The following is a 14674-nucleotide window of genomic DNA, read 5'->3' on the forward strand; positions in this document are numbered from 1 at the left end:
GTGACGGGTGCGCCGGGGGTGACGACGACCGGGCTGGCGTTGGCTGCTGTGTGGCCGGAGGCGGATGGTGGGGTGCGGCCGGTGGTGGTGGAGGCGGATGCCTCCGGTGGTGACTTGATGATCCGCTTCGGTTTGCCGTCGGCTCCCTCGTTGCTGGATGTGGCGGCGGCGGCGGGGCAGCAGTATCCGGGCTCCTTGTTGGGTGCGGCGTGTGAATTGCCCTTCGGGGTACGGGCGGTGGTCGCGGTGCCGGGCCGTGGTCCGTGCCGGGAGGCGGTGCGGCTGCTGGCCGGTGAGGGCGGGCGGCGTGTGCTGCTGGGGGATGACCATGACCGGGGCACGGTGCTGCTGGATGTCGGGCGCCTGGGTGAGGACGTGGAGCCGCTGCTGGAGGGCGCCGACCAGGTGGTGCTCGTGGCCCGCGGAGGGGCGGAGCCGCTGACCCACGTGTCCGCCTACGGCTTCGACGCTTGTGTGTACGCAGGACGGCTGACTCTCGCTGTGGTCGGGCCGTGCCCCTATAGGGCAGAGGAGATCACCAAGGCTCTCGGCATCGAGCAGGTGTCTTTCCTGCCCTGGGATGCCAAGGGTGTGACCGTGATGAGCAGTGCCCATCACGGGGCGTTGCGCACGGATGGGTTTCGGCCGTCGCCGTTGATGACCGCCGCCCGGAAAGTGGCCCGCCAATTGGCCGTCCTGCCCGAGGAGGGCGCTGGGGCGGGAACCGCGGACGGTGGCTGCGGAAGCACGGGCAGTGCGGCTCCGATGGTGGCCCGGAGCAGTACGGGCCTGGTTCGGGGACCCGGAGTCGAGGAGAGTGGATCATGAGTGAGCAGCTGATGCCACCCGGAGTGGCGCCCGGTGGTGGCGAGCTGGCTCTGGCGCAGGTGGTGCGGCAGCGGGTGGCGGCCCGGCTGGCCGCGTACGCGGGCGAGCGCGAGGCGGCGGGTCTGCCGGTGGAGGATGAGCAGGCGCGACGAGCCACCGTGACCATGCTGCTGGCCGAGGAATTGGGGGAGCAGCGACGGCTGGCCCTTGCTCAGGGCGGCCCGGTGATCGGCGCCGCGGTGCAGGAGCAGGTCGCGCAGACGGTCAGGGACGAGCTGTTCGGCACCGGCGGCCTGGAGCGGTTGCTTGCCGATGAGGCGATCGAGAACATCTGCGTCAACGGGGCCGACGCGGTGTGGGTCAAGAACGGGGCCGGCGAATGGCGGCGCGAAGCACCAGTGGCCGCCTCGGATGAGGAGCTGGTGAAACTTGTCCGCACGCTCGCAGCCCGGGCCGGCGGGGAGGAGCGACGCTTCGATCGGGGTATGCCCCGCCTGAACCTGCAGTTGCCGGACGGGTCTCGGTTGTTCGCCGTGATGGCGGTGACGGGCCGGGTGTCCCTGACGGTACGCCGCCACCGCTTCCCCGCTGCCTCCATGGCGGAGCTGGTGCGGCTGGGTGTGTGCGATGAGCAACTCGCCGCCTTCTTGAAGGCGCTGGTGCAGGCGCGGAAGAACATCGTGATCGGCGGCGGCACCAACGTCGGGAAGACCACGGTACTGCGGGCCTTCGCCCACGAGATCCCCTGCGAAGAGCGGCTGGTGACGGTCGAGGACACCTTCGAGCTCGGCCTGGACACCGATGCGTCGGTGCATCCGAACGTCGTGGCCATGCAGGCACGGGAGCCGAACATCGAGGGACAGGGGGGCATCGACCAGGCCGAACTGGTGCGGTGGGCGCTGCGGATGTCCCCTGATCGGGTCATCGTCGGGGAGATCCGCGGAGCCGAGGTCATCCCGATGTGCAACGCGATGAGCCAGGGCAACGACGGCTCGCTGTCCACGATCCACGCCTCCACCTCGCGCGGGGTGTTCACCAAACTCGCCTCCTACGCCGCGCAGGCCCCAGAACGGCTCACGCTGGAGGCGACGAACCTGATGGTGGCCTCTGCAGTCCACTTCGTCGTCCACCTGGGCTGGGACGTGGCTGGCCGGAGGGTCATCGACTCGGTGCGCGAGGTCATCGACGCAGACGGTGCGCAGATCGTCTCCAACGAGGTCTACCGCCCTGGCCCGGATGGGCGCGCCGTCGCGGCGACCCCTCTATGCGTCGAGACCTTCCATGACCTTGTCGCAGCTGGGTGGGATGCCCAGCAGGCGTCCTCGCAGTGGTGGGGGGCTGCATCATGATCATGGCGGTCTCCGGCTCCTGGACGGCGGGCGCGGTGGCGTGCGGGACGGTATTCGGCCTCGGTCTGGTGGCCATCGGTTATGGCACGGTGCGGCGCGCGGCGCGCGAGGAGCGCACCGGTCTGTGGCATGGCCTGGTGGCGCGGCTCCCGAGGGAGTGGACCACGCGGCGCGTGCTGATCGCGCTGGTGGCCGGAGCGGTCACGGGGGCGTTGACGAGGTGGCCGGTGGCGGCGGTGCTGACCACGGTCGCCCTGCTTACCCTGCCTGGCTTGTTGGGCCCCGACCGGCAGGCCGCACGGCGGACGGAGCGGATGGAGGCGCTGGCCACGTGGACGGAGATGCTGCGTGACACGCTCTCCGCCGCGGCCGGTTTGGAGCAGGCGGTTCTGGCGACCTCGGACATCGCCCCGGCCGCGCTTGAGCAAGAGTTGCGGGCGTTGTCCGCCGCGATCCGTTCCGGACGGCCGTTGCCGGCCGCGCTACGGGCCTTCGCCGAGGACGTCGATGACCCGCTGGCCGACGTTGTGGTGGCCGCGTTGGTGATGGCGGCCGAGCAGCAGGCGAGCCAGCTCGCGCCGCTGCTGGGTGAGCTGGCGGAGTCGGTGCGTGAGCAGGTCGCCATGCGGCAGCGCATCGAGGCCGGCCGGGCGAGTGTGCGTGCCGGAGTGCGGGTCACGGTGCTCGTCACCCTGGGCATGGCAGTCGGGCTGGTGGTCTTCAACCGGCCCTACCTGGACCCCTTCAACACCTTCACCGGGCAGGCGGTACTTGCGCTGGTCGGGTCCCTGTTCGCCGTGAGCTTCACCTACCTCAACGCCATCGGCCGCATCGAGGATCCGGTCCGCCTCGTCTCCCCGGCCGCTCCCCGCGCTACGGGTACTGAACCGGGAGGTACGCGGTGATCGTCATGCTGCTGGGTGCGCTGTTCGGCGCCGGGGCGACCACGCTCGTCTACGGGCTGCGCCCACCCAGGCCCGCCCTCGCCGACGTCCTCTCCGCCCTCAACACTCCTGTCCCTTCTGCGGGCTCCCCCACGGGCGGGCCGGAGGCAGAGTGGGCCACCCGCCTGGGCCAGCGCGCCGTGCCGCTGGTGCGCGCGCTGGGATTCCCTACCGCCTCGTTGCGCGCGGACCTGGCTGTATGCGGCAAGGACGAGGAGCAGCACCTGGCGGGCAAGGCGATCTGTGCCGCGGCTGGCCTCCTCGCCCCGTGGACCGCCGTGCTCGTGCTGCGCCTGGGCGCTGGTATCGAGGCTGGCTGGTGGGTGCCGTCGGCGGGGGCACTCGCACTGGCCGTCGTGCTGTTCTTCATCCCCGACGTGTCGGTGCGTCAAGAAGCTGCGCGGCGACGGCGCGAGATGCGTCATACCCTCAGCCTCGTCCTGGACCTGACGGTGATCGCGCTCGCGGGCGGCGCAGGCGTCCAGCAGGCCCTCACACAGGCCGTGGCCGCGCCTGAGGGATGGGCGGCGGCCAGACTGCGGCACGCCCTGCACGTCGCCCAGCTCACCCGCACCAGCCCCTGGGCCCACCTGGGCGACCTCGGCCAGCAGGTGTCCGTTGGGGACCTGAGCGAGCTGGCCTCGACGCTGAACCTCGCGGGCAGCGAAGGCGCCAAGATCCGCGGCTCACTCGCGGCGAAGGCGCGGGCGATGCGGCGGCGCAGGATCTCCGAGGCCGACGGGGCAGCCCAGGCGGCCACCGAGCGGATGTCGCTGCCCGTGGTCGGCCTGTTCGGCGCGTTCTTGCTGCTGATCGGCTACCCGGCCCTCGCCCACGTCATGTCGATCACCTGAGTTCCGGCTCAACGAGACCCATAGAAAGAGCACCCCATGTTCCGACTCGACAACCTGGTCCGCCCGGCACGCGCGCACCTGGCCGAAGTACGCCGACACGCCCGCGGGGACGCCGGCTACACCACCGAGACCATCGTGGTCACCGCTCTCCTGGCGGTCTTGGGCCTGACCGTGGTGGGCATCATCGTCGCCAAGGTCACCGCCAGGGCGAACGGCATCGACCTGGGGTAGCGCGTGACCATCCTCCTTCGCCGGCTGCGCAGCGACCGCGGGGCCGCGAGCACCCAGCTCGTGCTGGTCTTCCCGGCTCTACTGCTGATCGCCCTTCTGGTGGTGCAGTTCGCGCTTGTATGGCACGCCCGCCACGTCGCCCAGCATGCTGCCCAACGCGGCCTGGCCGCCGCTCGTGTCCAGGACGGCACCGCGGCGGGTGGCCAGGCACAGGCGCGGCGCAGCCTCGCTGCGCTGGGCAGCCGGGTCCTGACCGCCCCGTCCGTGACGGCCGAGCGTGCCACCGCGAAGACCACCGTGCGCGTCCAGGGAACCGTGACCCGCGTGCTCCCAGTCCCGGGCCTTGAGTTGCACGCCTCCGGCACGGCCTCCGGCCCCACCGAACGCATCACGACCCCCACCGGAGGCCAGCCATGACCCGGCGAGTGCACTCGGCCCGTGACGACGGAGAAAGGGGTTCGGCGCCGGTGGAGTTGGTGCTCGCCACTCCGCTGCTCGTCCTGCTGCTCTTGGTGGTGGTGGCCTTCGGGCTGCTGGCCGATGCCCGCCTGGTCGTGGCGGACGCAGCCCACCAGGCCGCCCGCGCCGCCTCCCTGGCCCGCACCGAGAAGAACGCCCGCGCCCAGGCCCAACGGGCGGCCAGCACGGCGCTACGCGAGGCGGGAGCGGCCTGCACGCGTCCAAGCGTCCGCCTCGCCGCCGGTGGTCTCGCACCTGGCGCCACGGTGAGCGCACGTGTCTCCTGCACCGCTGACCTGGCCGGCCTCACCCACACCGGACTGCCCGGCCACATCCAACTGACCGACACAGCCTTCTCCGTCGTCGACACCTTCAGGAGTACCCCGTGAAGCCAGGAGCGCGAACGCGTATGACGTACGCGCCCCTGCTGCGGACGGCGGGGGACGACCGAGGGCAGGTCACAGTGTTCGTCGTCGGCGTCTTCGCCGCACTGTGGCTCTTTGCCGGGATCGTCATCGACGGCGGCCTCGCCCTGGCCGGCAAGGCCCGGGCGCTGGACGTGGCGCAGGAAGCCGCCCGCACCGGCGCCCAGCAACTGGACATCGGCCGGCTAAGGCGCGGTGGGGAAGTCCGCCTGGTACAAGGCAAGGCCGCAGCGGAGGCCCGCGCCTACGTCGCCTCCACAGGAGACAGCGCCACCGTCTCCGTCAAGGGCGATGCCGTCACCGTCCACGTCACCCACCACCAGCACACCCAGATCCTGCGGCTGATCCGCCTGCCCACCCTCACCGTCCATGCGAAGGGCACCGCGCACGCCGAACGCGCCGCCCCATAAGACCGTTCGGCCGAAAAGAGCAAACCGGCGATGAACCACCCCCCACAGACGCGCCTGCGCCTGACAGCGGCCACCACGGTCGGCGGCACCCTGGCCGTCACTCTCGCCCTGCTGGCCGGGATGCCCTACATCCTGTGGCGCGCCACTGGCCTCCCCTGGCCTGAGCACGTCTCCTCCGTCGGCGAGTTCAGCCAGCGGCTGACGCAGCCGATCAGCGACCCCTTGATGATCGACCTCCTGGCGATGGTCGGCTGGTTGTGCTGGGCTGCCTTCGCGTTCACCGTGGTCCGCGAGACCATCTGGTACGCCACCCACCTCCCTCAGCTGCTGCGCGACCGCCACGCCCACCATGAGCACGTCGCCTCCCTGTCCGTGAAGGGCTCGCTGGCTGCGCTGTGCATCGGCACCCTCGTCATCGCCCTGATCGGCCTGTGGCGCCCGGACACGGTCAGCGCCCAGCAGCAGCTCCCGTCATCGGGAGAGAGTCGGGCACACACCGCTGCAACGGCGACTTTCGTCACTGCCCCTAGTCGGCCGTCAACGTCCTGTGCCGTGTCCATGAGGGCCATGGGGGCGACCACGACAGCCGGGCCCGGTTCGGAACGTCACGGCGTGTCCGGCACCTCGGAGGCAACCCGGAACATCGAGCACACGGTCATCGAGGGCGACACCTTGTGGACGATCGCCCACACGTACCTGGGCGACGCGCTCACATGGCCGCGCATCTACGCGCTGAACAAGGACCGTGTCCAAAGCGACGGAGCCCGGCTCACCGAACCGGACCTGATCCTGCCCGGCTGGCAACTGACCATCCCCGTCGCCCGGGCCGCCACCCCAGCGCCGAAACCTTCCACCACCGAGACGACCCCCGAGCCGGATGCACCACCCACCAAGGCCGCCGAGCCTGCCCCGACGCAGTCAGCCCCCGGCCACCACAAGGACGCCGCCCAGCAGGGGAGCGGTACGCCTGCGCAGTCCGGCCAGCGTCACGAGACAACGGCTCAGCCGACTGGCACACAGGCACGCCCGGTCGCGATCAGCCTTGGACACGCGAGCCTCATCGGCATCACCACGGCAGCCGGCCTGCTGGCCGCACGCCGCTACTGGCACTGGCACCAACACCGCCGACGCGAGCCCGGCCGGGAGACGGAACCACCCGCCTTGAGCCCGCTGGTGGACAAGGCCGCACAGGCCGCCCATGCGGCCACCCGACCTCTACCTCCAGCCGACCCCGAACTTCTGGCGCCCCGCAGCAACCCGCCGCAGCCACCCCGCGCGCCCGGCACGGTCACCATCGGTGTCCGGCACGACGCCGAAATCCCCCTCGATGAGCTGGCCATCCCCGGAGGCTGTGCTTGGACCGGCTCCGGCGCCCAAGGCACGGCCCGAGCCCTGCTGGTCGGCGTCCTCACCGCCGCCGAACGCCAACGCCCCGGGCCTTCGCGCGTCACGGCGGTCATCCCTCGCAACCTGGGCGAGACCCTGCTGCCCTCGCTGCCCGACCAGTTCACCGCCCTGACCCAGAGCCCCAACCTCGCCGATGCTGTCCGAGCCGCAGAACAGCACCTCATCGCCCACGCCCGCAACCACGACGAGCACGACACCACGCCTGCTGCAACCCTCCAGCCCAGCGCCGACTCCGCCGCGGACACCGAGCCGGGGACCCTCCTCCTGCTCACCGTGCCGGACGCCGCCCACACCGGACAGCTACAGGCCCTGGCCGCCCACAGCAGCCCTGGCACACTGGTCGTCCTCACCCTCGGTACGGCACTACCGGGCGCCGCCTCCTGGCACATCGCCGACGACGGCACCGTCACCACGAAAAGCCATCGCCAACAAGCCAAACGGCTCAGGCTCTTCCACCTCACCCCCGAGGCCGGCCGCGACATGGTCGACGTCCTCCTCACCGCTAACGGGCAGCACCCCCGCCCTCACCATCCCCCCACCCCCGCCCCGCGCCCGCACTCCGACAGCGATCCTCCCGATCCCGCTCCAGCGCCCCAGGCGGAAGAAGCACCGGTACGCCGACACACGGTGGAAGTCCCGCAGCCGAAGCAGACCAAGCCCGTACGCCTCAACGTCCTCGGCCCCGTCACCCTCTACGCCCGCGGCCACCAGGATCCCATCGGCACCAACCTACGCGGAGAGGTCCGCGAATTCCTTGCTCTTCTCGCCGCCCACCCCACCGGACTCCTCGCCGCCGACATCGCAGACAAACTCCACCTCGCCCCCGGCACCGACCAGAGCGGCCTGAAAAATCTCCGCCGGGCCGTAAGGCGGGCCCTACGCGCTGCGACCGAGATCACCGCACAAGAATTTATCCTGCTCCAAGGGGAACTCCACAAACTCCACCCCGAACTCGTAGAAACCGACCTTAAAGATTTCAATGGCGCCTTGAAAGAGGCATTCCCCGCCTCCGGCAGTAATGAAGACGAAGACGCTCCCCTGGCAGCTGTACGCGCCGCTCTGGGTCACTACCGCGGCCCCTTCGCCCACGGCAGTGACTACCTCTGGGCTGACACGATCCGCGAACACCTCGCCATCAAGGCAATCGACGCAACCCTCCGCCTGGCTCACAACGCCGAGCACGCCAAGGCCGCGCCAAGCGAGCGGGACGCCGTCCTGACACTGCTGGAACACCTGGGCACCATCCATCCCGACCACGAACGCCTGGCCCAGCACTCCATCCGCCTCTATCAAGCCGCCGGCCGCCACGACGCCGCGCGGCACGTCCACACCCGCCTGACCAGGTGCCTTGCCGACCTCGGCCTCGAACCCGAGGCGGCCACCCAGGCTCTCATCACACCTCGGAGCCACTCGCGCCAGACTCGGTGAAGTCGCAGTTCACCGCCCAATGCGCACCTCATCGCTCGACGAGTTGACCTGCTGGCGTTCACCCCGTCGCATCCGATGTCGTTTCTGACACCGCTTCCGTGTTCGCCCTTGGACACGACACCCCCGCTACCCCTGAAGGCGCAGGCCAGGCCCTCTGCGTGCCAGTAGCAGACGGCGGCGACTGTATATCGGTGCAGCAACGCATCCCGATCCACCAACAGCCTGCGCCGGCTGCCTCTCGCATCCTCTGCACATCCACGAGGCCCGGGCTGCCAGTCGTACATCCAGCCTCCTCCTCCCGGCCATCCAATTTCTCACAACCAGCCTGCACTGACCTGGACTAGCTTCCCCGCGCGACACGGCAGCACCAGAAGGGCAGTCAACAGGGGCGCCGCCGCGCCGGGGCAGCCCACTCATGCGCTCATCGAATCCCCTGAACGTCGGCACGCCGGTTCCCGGAACGTCGGCACGCCGGTTCCCGGAATGTCAGCTGCCGGACGCCTGGGAATCGGTCGTGCAGGCCACCGGCCACGACACTTTACGTCGCGCCATGCGGGAAATCCCTGAAATGCGGTCGCGAATTCACGAGAACTCCAGCATTTCCCAGGCCGAAAGCGGCTTTGGTTAGGGTGCAGGTCGAGCTATATTTGAATTGTTCCCGGAAAGGGCCGGGAATGGAAATCCCTTCAATGGGGTGCGCCCGAAAACGCGTGACGGGTGAAGTTTGCCCAAAAGTTCAAGTGTTTTTCGAATCGGCTACGCCACCCCTGTTTCCCGGTGAAAGGAAAGTCTCGATGACCAGCACCGCCGCGCCCGCATCCCCGCCTTCTGGTCCCGCAGGGCGGAAGGCCACCCCTACCGCGCCGCAACCCCCCACGGCACCCGCGCCTCCTCCGCCCGGAACGGCTAGCAAGGCGCGCCCGGGCGAACTACGCGCATGGGTTGCCCAAGTGCTCGCAGCGAGCCCGGGGACGGCGTTCACGGTCACGGATCTGGCACGGCGGCTGGGACACTCGGGCGGCGCGGTCGGCAACGCCTGTGAAACCCTCGTCAGCCGGGGCGAGGCGGTCCAGTCCGGCTCCAAACCTCGTACGTACCAGGCGACATCGGCCACGGTAGCCGCAGCCCGCAAGGTCGTACCGCCATCCCGGCCCGCCTCGGGCGCAACCCCCCAGGCATCGCGGCAGCACCCCCAGCAGGCGCCCGCGTCCCCGCCGCCGGGCGGGCGACCGGTGCCGATCGTCCGCCCAAACGGGCAGCAGTATCACCCCCGGGCGTTGGCGAAGCTTCCGGACGTGGAGGCGCTGCGGCGGTTGCGCGAGGCACAGGTGGCGGTGTTGCTGTACGGGCCACCGGGGACGGGGAAGACCTCGTTGATCGAGGCAGCCTTCCCGGACCTCATCACGGTGGCCGGGGACGGGGACACCACGGTCGGCGACCTGATCGGTGAATACACCCAGGACTCCAATGGCGGATACGAGTTCGTCTACGGGCCGCTGGTGACCGCCATGACCGAGGGCCGGGCCCTCCTACTGGACGACGCCACGCTGATCTCCCCGAAGGTACTTGCGGCCTTGTATCCGGCGATGGACGGACGTAGGCAGATCCAAGTCAAGGCGCACAAGGGCGAGACGATCAAGGCTGCCGACGGCTTCTACGTGATCGCCGGTCATAACCCGGGTGTTCACGGAGCCGTCCTCACCGAAGCCCTCGCCTCCCGGTTCAGCGTGCAGATCCAGGTCGGCTCCGACTACGACCTAGCCGCCTCCCTGAAGATCAACCGGACGGCGGTGCGGATCGCCCGCAACCTGGCAACCTTGCGACAGGCGGGCGACGTCGGCTGGGCGCCCCAACTACGGGAACTGATCGCCTTTCAGAAGATCGCCGAAGTCCTCGGCACCGAGGCGGCCTTCGCCAACCTGGTCGGCATCGCCCCGCTGGAGGACCGGGACACGGTCACCGAGATCGTCACCAAAGCCCTCGGCAGCCCGGTCACCGCCCTGGCCCTCGGCCGCCAACTCTAATCCCCCGCCCGGGCCCAGCCGAGCGCTGGGCCCGGCCCTCAACCCACGACCGACCCCTCCTGGAAGGAACCCGTATCCGTCATGTCGCCCCACGCCCAGACCCACGTGCAGAACACCCGGCCCGCTCTGTCCGAAACCGAACAGGCCCTGGTCCGCTGGGAGGACGACGGCGGCCCCGCCATCGAACCTCCGCCTGCACCGCAGGCCGGACAGTGGCTGCGAATCGCTGCGGCCCTGACCGAACGCCTCCCGGAGCTCGCCGGACGCGAGGACGTTATCGTCACCTGCGAGCAAGGGACCCGCTCCGGTTCCCCAGGCGCTTTCTTCCCCGCAACGGCCGACCTGGAGATCGACGCGGCCTTGTTCGCCCCGCTGGCACCCGCCACGATCGATCCCACCCGGGTCGGCGACGAGGAAAACTACCCGGTCGCCTGGGGCGTCCTCACCCACGAAGCCGCACACGCCGCCCACACCCGCTGGACGACCCCGCCCCCGCTGCGCGGCACGGCCCTGGACGCAGCAGCCCAGCTACTGGACGAGTCCCGCGCCGAGAACGCCCAACTTTCCCGCCGTCCCGGTGACAGGAGGTTCCTACGTGCTGCCGTCCACTCCCTGGTTATCGACGGCTTCTCCAACCAGACGCCCACCGACCGGTGGCAGGCGGCAGCTGCAGCCGGACTGATCCTCGCCCGCCGGGACGCCGGAATCCTCGACGAGGACGAAACCGCCGCGTTGGAGATCACCGTCGCAGCCACCCTCGGTCCGAACCTCCTCAACGCCCTCGCAGCGATCTGGACAGCCGCCCACACCACCGCCGACGAGGACAGCCAGGCGATGCTGGAACACGCCAGGGCCTGGTGCCAGGCCCTCGGCGCCGACCCGGCCGCCCCGGAACCCACCCCCGACCCCGCCGCCGGGCACAGGGGCGAACTGGCCGAGGGCATCGGCAAAGTGACCGCTGCGGCAGCCGCGAACGACGCCGCCCAGGCCGCAGCCCAGGCGCAGGCGGCAGCCGCCCGATCGGCCCGGACACGTAAGAAGGCCGCCCAGGCCGCCCACGCACGGCAAGCCGCGCAGACCGCCGAGAAGGTCTTCGCCCCCGGCGGACGCCCCTACACCCCCGGCAAGCCGAACTCCCGAAGCCGCCGCTCGCCGGTGACCGGCACCCGCCAGCCTACCAGCGCCGAGAAGGCAGCGGCCGGACAACTTGCCCGGGCACTGCGGGCCGCCGCCTACCGGGAACGCACCACCACACAGACCACCTCAGCGGCCCCGCCCGGACGGCTGAACATGCGCCAAGCACTCGCCCGCGACGCGCAGAAGGCCGCAGGAGCGATCCCGACAGCGACCCCCTGGGTGCACACCATGCACCGTGCCGGGGTGACCCCGCCGCTAAGGGTGGGCATCGCCGTGGACGTCTCAGGTTCCATGAGCATCGCCGCCGCGCCGATCGCCTCGGCCGCCTGGATCGTGGCCAAGGCTGCCGCCCTCACCGACCCCGACTCCAGCAGCGCGACCGTCGCCTACGACAAGTCGATCACCGCCATCACCACGCCGGGACGGACCCCGGCGCGGGTAACCGAGTTCGACGCCACCGGGCTCGGCCACAGCCTCGGCGAGGCCATCGACGCCCTGGAAGTGGGGGCAGGTCTCACCCAGCCCGGGGCGGGCCGCCTGCTCGTGATCGCCTCCGACGGTATCTACGGCGCCAAGGAAGCCGACCAGGCAGCCGGGCGCGTCGCCGCCCTGCGCACGACCGGATGCGCGGTGCTATGGCTCGCCTTCGACCCCGACCCCTGCCCCCTGCCCGGCGCCACCCTCCTGGAACTCACCGACCCCGCCCAGGCAGCCGCCGCGATCGGCAAAGCCGCCACCACCGCCCTCGCCGCCACCAACCCTTAACCCCCCGGTGCCGCCCCGGTCCCGGCCGGGGCGGCACCCCGTCTACCGGACATCGAACCGGGCCGGCCAGCTCAACGAGAGGCCCTTTGACCTTCGTACGGCACACCGGGATGTGACCACGCGTCGTTGACCACGCAGGGCCCCACCGGGGCCCCCGCCCGCTGCACGCGGACCAGCACTAAGCACACTCGGCGGCCCGCTACGGAAGGACCTCGTCCATGCCCGCTCCCGACCCACCACACAACCCCGCAACCGTGCACCAGATCCTCCAGCACGCCCACGCTCTCCTCACCGCCTCCGACGATGACGAAGATCCCCCCACGGCCCAACTCCTGAACCGCGCGTTGGAGTGCGTGTCGGCCGAGGAGCGCGAACACCTGGACGCCCTCGCCCTCGCCTGGGCCGTGGCAGAGGCCGCCGCGCAACTGCTCGCCCGGTGCAAGATCCCCATCACCGCCGGCGATCCGAACGTGACGCACTGCCTGCAGGCACTCGACCGGCTCCCGCGTAGCGCCCGTACCGGCCTGCTCACCGCGGCCATCCGATACACGGCACCCACCCCCTGCAGTGCCTCGCCGCCAAACGAGAACACCCTCGCCTCGGGAGTGCCGACAGCCACCCGGGGCCGTAGCGTGGCCTGCCCGTGCCCGTGCAACAGCGGTGGCTTCTGCGGCGGCTGCGGACACGCGGGCTGCGGAGGGCCGGTAGAGACCTGATCTGCCTCCTGGGCTACACCGGCCCCCGCCTCGCCAGCGAGTCCACCCTCCCGGATCCCGGCCGCCCGATCCATGACCGCCCCGGTGGCCGGGAGCCTCACCCGTACTTCGCCCGGCACAACTCGACGATCGCCGGATCCAGCACCCGGTCAGCCGCCGCGCAGGCCGCCTGCATGTCGTATGACGGCGTTGCCGACGCACCTTGACCGGCCTGCGTCCGCGGGCGGCGCGCGGCCCCGCCCCGCTCTGGGGCCCTGGCAGCCTCTGTAGCCCGCGGCTGCCGGCGAACATCAGTCGCCTCGGCCGGGGAGTCGACCGTCGCTGGAGTGGACGGACCCATGCCCGACTGCCCCGCCCGCAGGGGCCGATCCGTCTCACCACGCTGAACTACACGGGCATCCCCACGCCGCGGCGAACGGGGCGACGGGCTGGATCCGAGGGTCGCGATCTCTTCGCTCAGCGGCACCGCCCCCGGGCGGTGTAAACCGGTTGGCGCGGCCGACCGCGGCGCGGGCGTGGGAGAAGAACCGGTCACCGACATACATCCGACGGTGGTCAGAAATACCATGCCAGCAACCACGACCGCCGGACCCAGCAGTCGTGCTCGTACAGACGCCTGCCCTCGTACGGAGATCACTGCCTGTACCAGTCAGCACAGTCGAAGATGATCCAACCCGTGCGAGTCTCGCCTCCCTCACGAAATCTAGTCTTCCAGTGTGAGAATCCGTGCTTGCGCTTCAGACCCCCAGGATCCGCACCTTCTCACCGCGGTACACAACCCCTGCCAGCCGCGAGTTCTTCCGCGGTTTCGAACGGACATTGGCTGCATCACACGTCACCTTCACCACCGGCCGAGAGTACCTATCCGCGGTGACAGAGGACGGTGCCGCGCTGACTGCAGGAGCCATACCGGCCAGACGTGCGCCGCCCACTGCAGATACCGCCACACGAGGAATCCAATTCATGCCGGGCAAACTCCGGCCTGGCGGGATGGTCACGGCGGCCCCGCGAAGATCACCCACGCGGGATGTCGGCTGACCTTCTAGTAGACGGTGCCGTTGCCGCCAATCCAGCAATTCGAGATACATGGCGATGACGGCACGCTTAATCGCTCCCCGGCAAATGCTTGACCCCGGACTAGAACATGGTTCAATAAAAGTGTTCGGAAGGGGAGGGCAACCCTCAACCGAACCCCTTGGGCGAGTCAGCCCGGAGAATCCCTTCACAGCAAGGAGCGCCACCGCATGGACGACCTGAATGAGCCCGCCATCCCGCGCATTCCACGCCAGCGGCGACAGGCCGACCTCCAAGCCCGGGCGGCAACACCCCCCGCCGACGCATCTGACCGGTTCGTGATCGGTGCACGTGACTATCACGTGCGCACCGCAGTCGAAGAGATCTGGGACCGGCGAATCGGCGGTTGGGTCTACCGCTTCGGGATCTTCCACAAAGGGGACTTGAGAAGGGAGAAGTTGGTCATTGCCCGCCGTTCCCTTGACGGCAGCCGCACCGAAGTCGTCCGTGCCATCAGGGTTCCGGAGGTCCTCACGCGCAGCATCCTGCGCGAGGCCCAGCGACTCGACGATCGGCGTGGCGACCGCGACGAAACCACCTTCCAGGCCGATGCGGTGCGGCTCATCGGGCGAATCGCCGCGTACTCCCGCCGGTACCTGTAGCCCCTAGCCGGTGCCCGGGGC

13 protein-coding genes are annotated in these 14674 nt (G+C 70.2%); all 13 read left to right on the top strand.

Translation table 11 applies throughout. The annotated features are described in order from the left end of the window. Nucleotides 1-18 precede the first annotated feature (18 nt). The 13 genes from DMB38_RS26010 to DMB38_RS26075 all read left to right on the top strand — a co-directional run bounded on the left by DMB38_RS26010 (nucleotide 19) and on the right by DMB38_RS26075 (nucleotide 14653). Complete coding sequence (locus tag DMB38_RS26010) at nucleotides 19-828, top strand: hypothetical protein (protein WP_346429524.1); 810 nt, start codon at nucleotides 19-21, stop codon at nucleotides 826-828. Then, nucleotides 825-2177 carry an ATPase, T2SS/T4P/T4SS family gene (locus DMB38_RS26015; protein ID WP_125937190.1) on the top strand — a complete coding sequence of 451 codons (1353 nt, stop codon included), beginning with the start codon at nucleotides 825-827 and terminating at the stop codon, nucleotides 2175-2177. The genes DMB38_RS26010 and DMB38_RS26015 overlap by 4 nt, the downstream gene beginning before the upstream one ends. Next, nucleotides 2174-3082: a type II secretion system F family protein gene (locus DMB38_RS26020; protein ID WP_125937191.1), complete on the top strand. Its 909-nt coding sequence runs from the start codon at nucleotides 2174-2176 to the stop codon at nucleotides 3080-3082. The genes DMB38_RS26015 and DMB38_RS26020 overlap by 4 nt, the downstream gene beginning before the upstream one ends. Further along, on the top strand, nucleotides 3079-3975 hold the full coding sequence (locus DMB38_RS26025; RefSeq protein WP_125937192.1) for a type II secretion system F family protein: 897 nt from the start codon (nucleotides 3079-3081) through the stop codon (nucleotides 3973-3975). Before DMB38_RS26020 ends, DMB38_RS26025 begins: the two co-directional genes overlap by 4 nt. A 36-nt stretch (nucleotides 3976-4011) precedes the next feature. Then, entirely contained in the window at nucleotides 4012-4206 is a 195-nt protein-coding gene (locus DMB38_RS26030; RefSeq protein WP_125937193.1) for a hypothetical protein, read from the top strand. Between the two features lie 3 nt (nucleotides 4207-4209). Further along, complete coding sequence (locus DMB38_RS26035) at nucleotides 4210-4623, top strand: TadE/TadG family type IV pilus assembly protein (RefSeq protein WP_125937194.1); 414 nt, start codon at nucleotides 4210-4212, stop codon at nucleotides 4621-4623. Nucleotides 4624-4673: 50 nt separating this feature from the next. After that, a complete protein-coding gene (locus DMB38_RS26040) occupies nucleotides 4674-5054 on the top strand; it encodes a TadE/TadG family type IV pilus assembly protein (RefSeq protein WP_125939285.1) in 381 nt (126 codons plus the stop codon). Between the two features lie 20 nt (nucleotides 5055-5074). Continuing rightward, a complete protein-coding gene (locus DMB38_RS26045; protein WP_125937195.1) occupies nucleotides 5075-5500 on the top strand; it encodes a pilus assembly protein TadG-related protein in 426 nt (141 codons plus the stop codon). A 30-nt stretch (nucleotides 5501-5530) separates the two neighbouring features. Next, nucleotides 5531-8335, top strand: coding sequence for a BTAD domain-containing putative transcriptional regulator (locus DMB38_RS26050; protein ID WP_125937196.1), 2805 nt, complete (start codon nucleotides 5531-5533; stop codon nucleotides 8333-8335). Nucleotides 8336-9285: 950 nt separating this feature from the next. Continuing rightward, the gene (locus tag DMB38_RS26055) at nucleotides 9286-10359 is read left to right on the top strand and encodes an AAA family ATPase (protein ID WP_164716219.1); all 1074 of its coding nucleotides are present in this window, start codon (nucleotides 9286-9288) and stop codon (nucleotides 10357-10359) included. 81 nt (nucleotides 10360-10440) lie between these two features. Beyond that, nucleotides 10441-12261 carry a hypothetical protein gene (locus DMB38_RS26060; RefSeq protein WP_125937198.1) on the top strand — a complete coding sequence of 607 codons (1821 nt, stop codon included), beginning with the start codon at nucleotides 10441-10443 and terminating at the stop codon, nucleotides 12259-12261. Nucleotides 12262-12479: 218 nt separating this feature from the next. Beyond that, on the top strand, nucleotides 12480-12977 hold the full coding sequence (locus tag DMB38_RS26065) for a hypothetical protein (RefSeq protein ID WP_125937199.1): 498 nt from the start codon (nucleotides 12480-12482) through the stop codon (nucleotides 12975-12977). A 1244-nt stretch (nucleotides 12978-14221) separates the two neighbouring features. Beyond that, on the top strand, nucleotides 14222-14653 hold the full coding sequence (locus tag DMB38_RS26075) for a hypothetical protein (protein WP_125937200.1): 432 nt from the start codon (nucleotides 14222-14224) through the stop codon (nucleotides 14651-14653). Nucleotides 14654-14674: the final 21 nt, after the last annotated feature.

The organism is Streptomyces sp. WAC 06738 (assembly GCF_003945505.1).
Taxonomy (GTDB): domain Bacteria; phylum Actinomycetota; class Actinomycetes; order Streptomycetales; family Streptomycetaceae; genus Streptomyces.

Excerpts from the sequence above, each read along its gene's own strand:
- DMB38_RS26015 (WP_125937190.1), top strand. The coding sequence starts at position 825 with ATGAGTGAGCAGCTGATGCCACCCGGAGTGGCGCCCGGTGGTGGCGAG.
- DMB38_RS26020 (WP_125937191.1), top strand. The coding sequence starts at position 2,174 with ATGATCATGGCGGTCTCCGGCTCCTGGACGGCGGGCGCGGTGGCGTGC.
- DMB38_RS26030 (WP_125937193.1), top strand. The coding sequence starts at position 4,012 with ATGTTCCGACTCGACAACCTGGTCCGCCCGGCACGCGCGCACCTGGCC.
- DMB38_RS26045 (WP_125937195.1), top strand. The coding sequence starts at position 5,075 with ATGACGTACGCGCCCCTGCTGCGGACGGCGGGGGACGACCGAGGGCAG.
- DMB38_RS26050 (WP_125937196.1), top strand. The coding sequence starts at position 5,531 with ATGAACCACCCCCCACAGACGCGCCTGCGCCTGACAGCGGCCACCACG.
- DMB38_RS26060 (WP_125937198.1), top strand. The coding sequence starts at position 10,441 with ATGTCGCCCCACGCCCAGACCCACGTGCAGAACACCCGGCCCGCTCTG.
- DMB38_RS26065 (WP_125937199.1), top strand. The coding sequence starts at position 12,480 with ATGCCCGCTCCCGACCCACCACACAACCCCGCAACCGTGCACCAGATC.
- DMB38_RS26075 (WP_125937200.1), top strand. The coding sequence starts at position 14,222 with ATGGACGACCTGAATGAGCCCGCCATCCCGCGCATTCCACGCCAGCGG.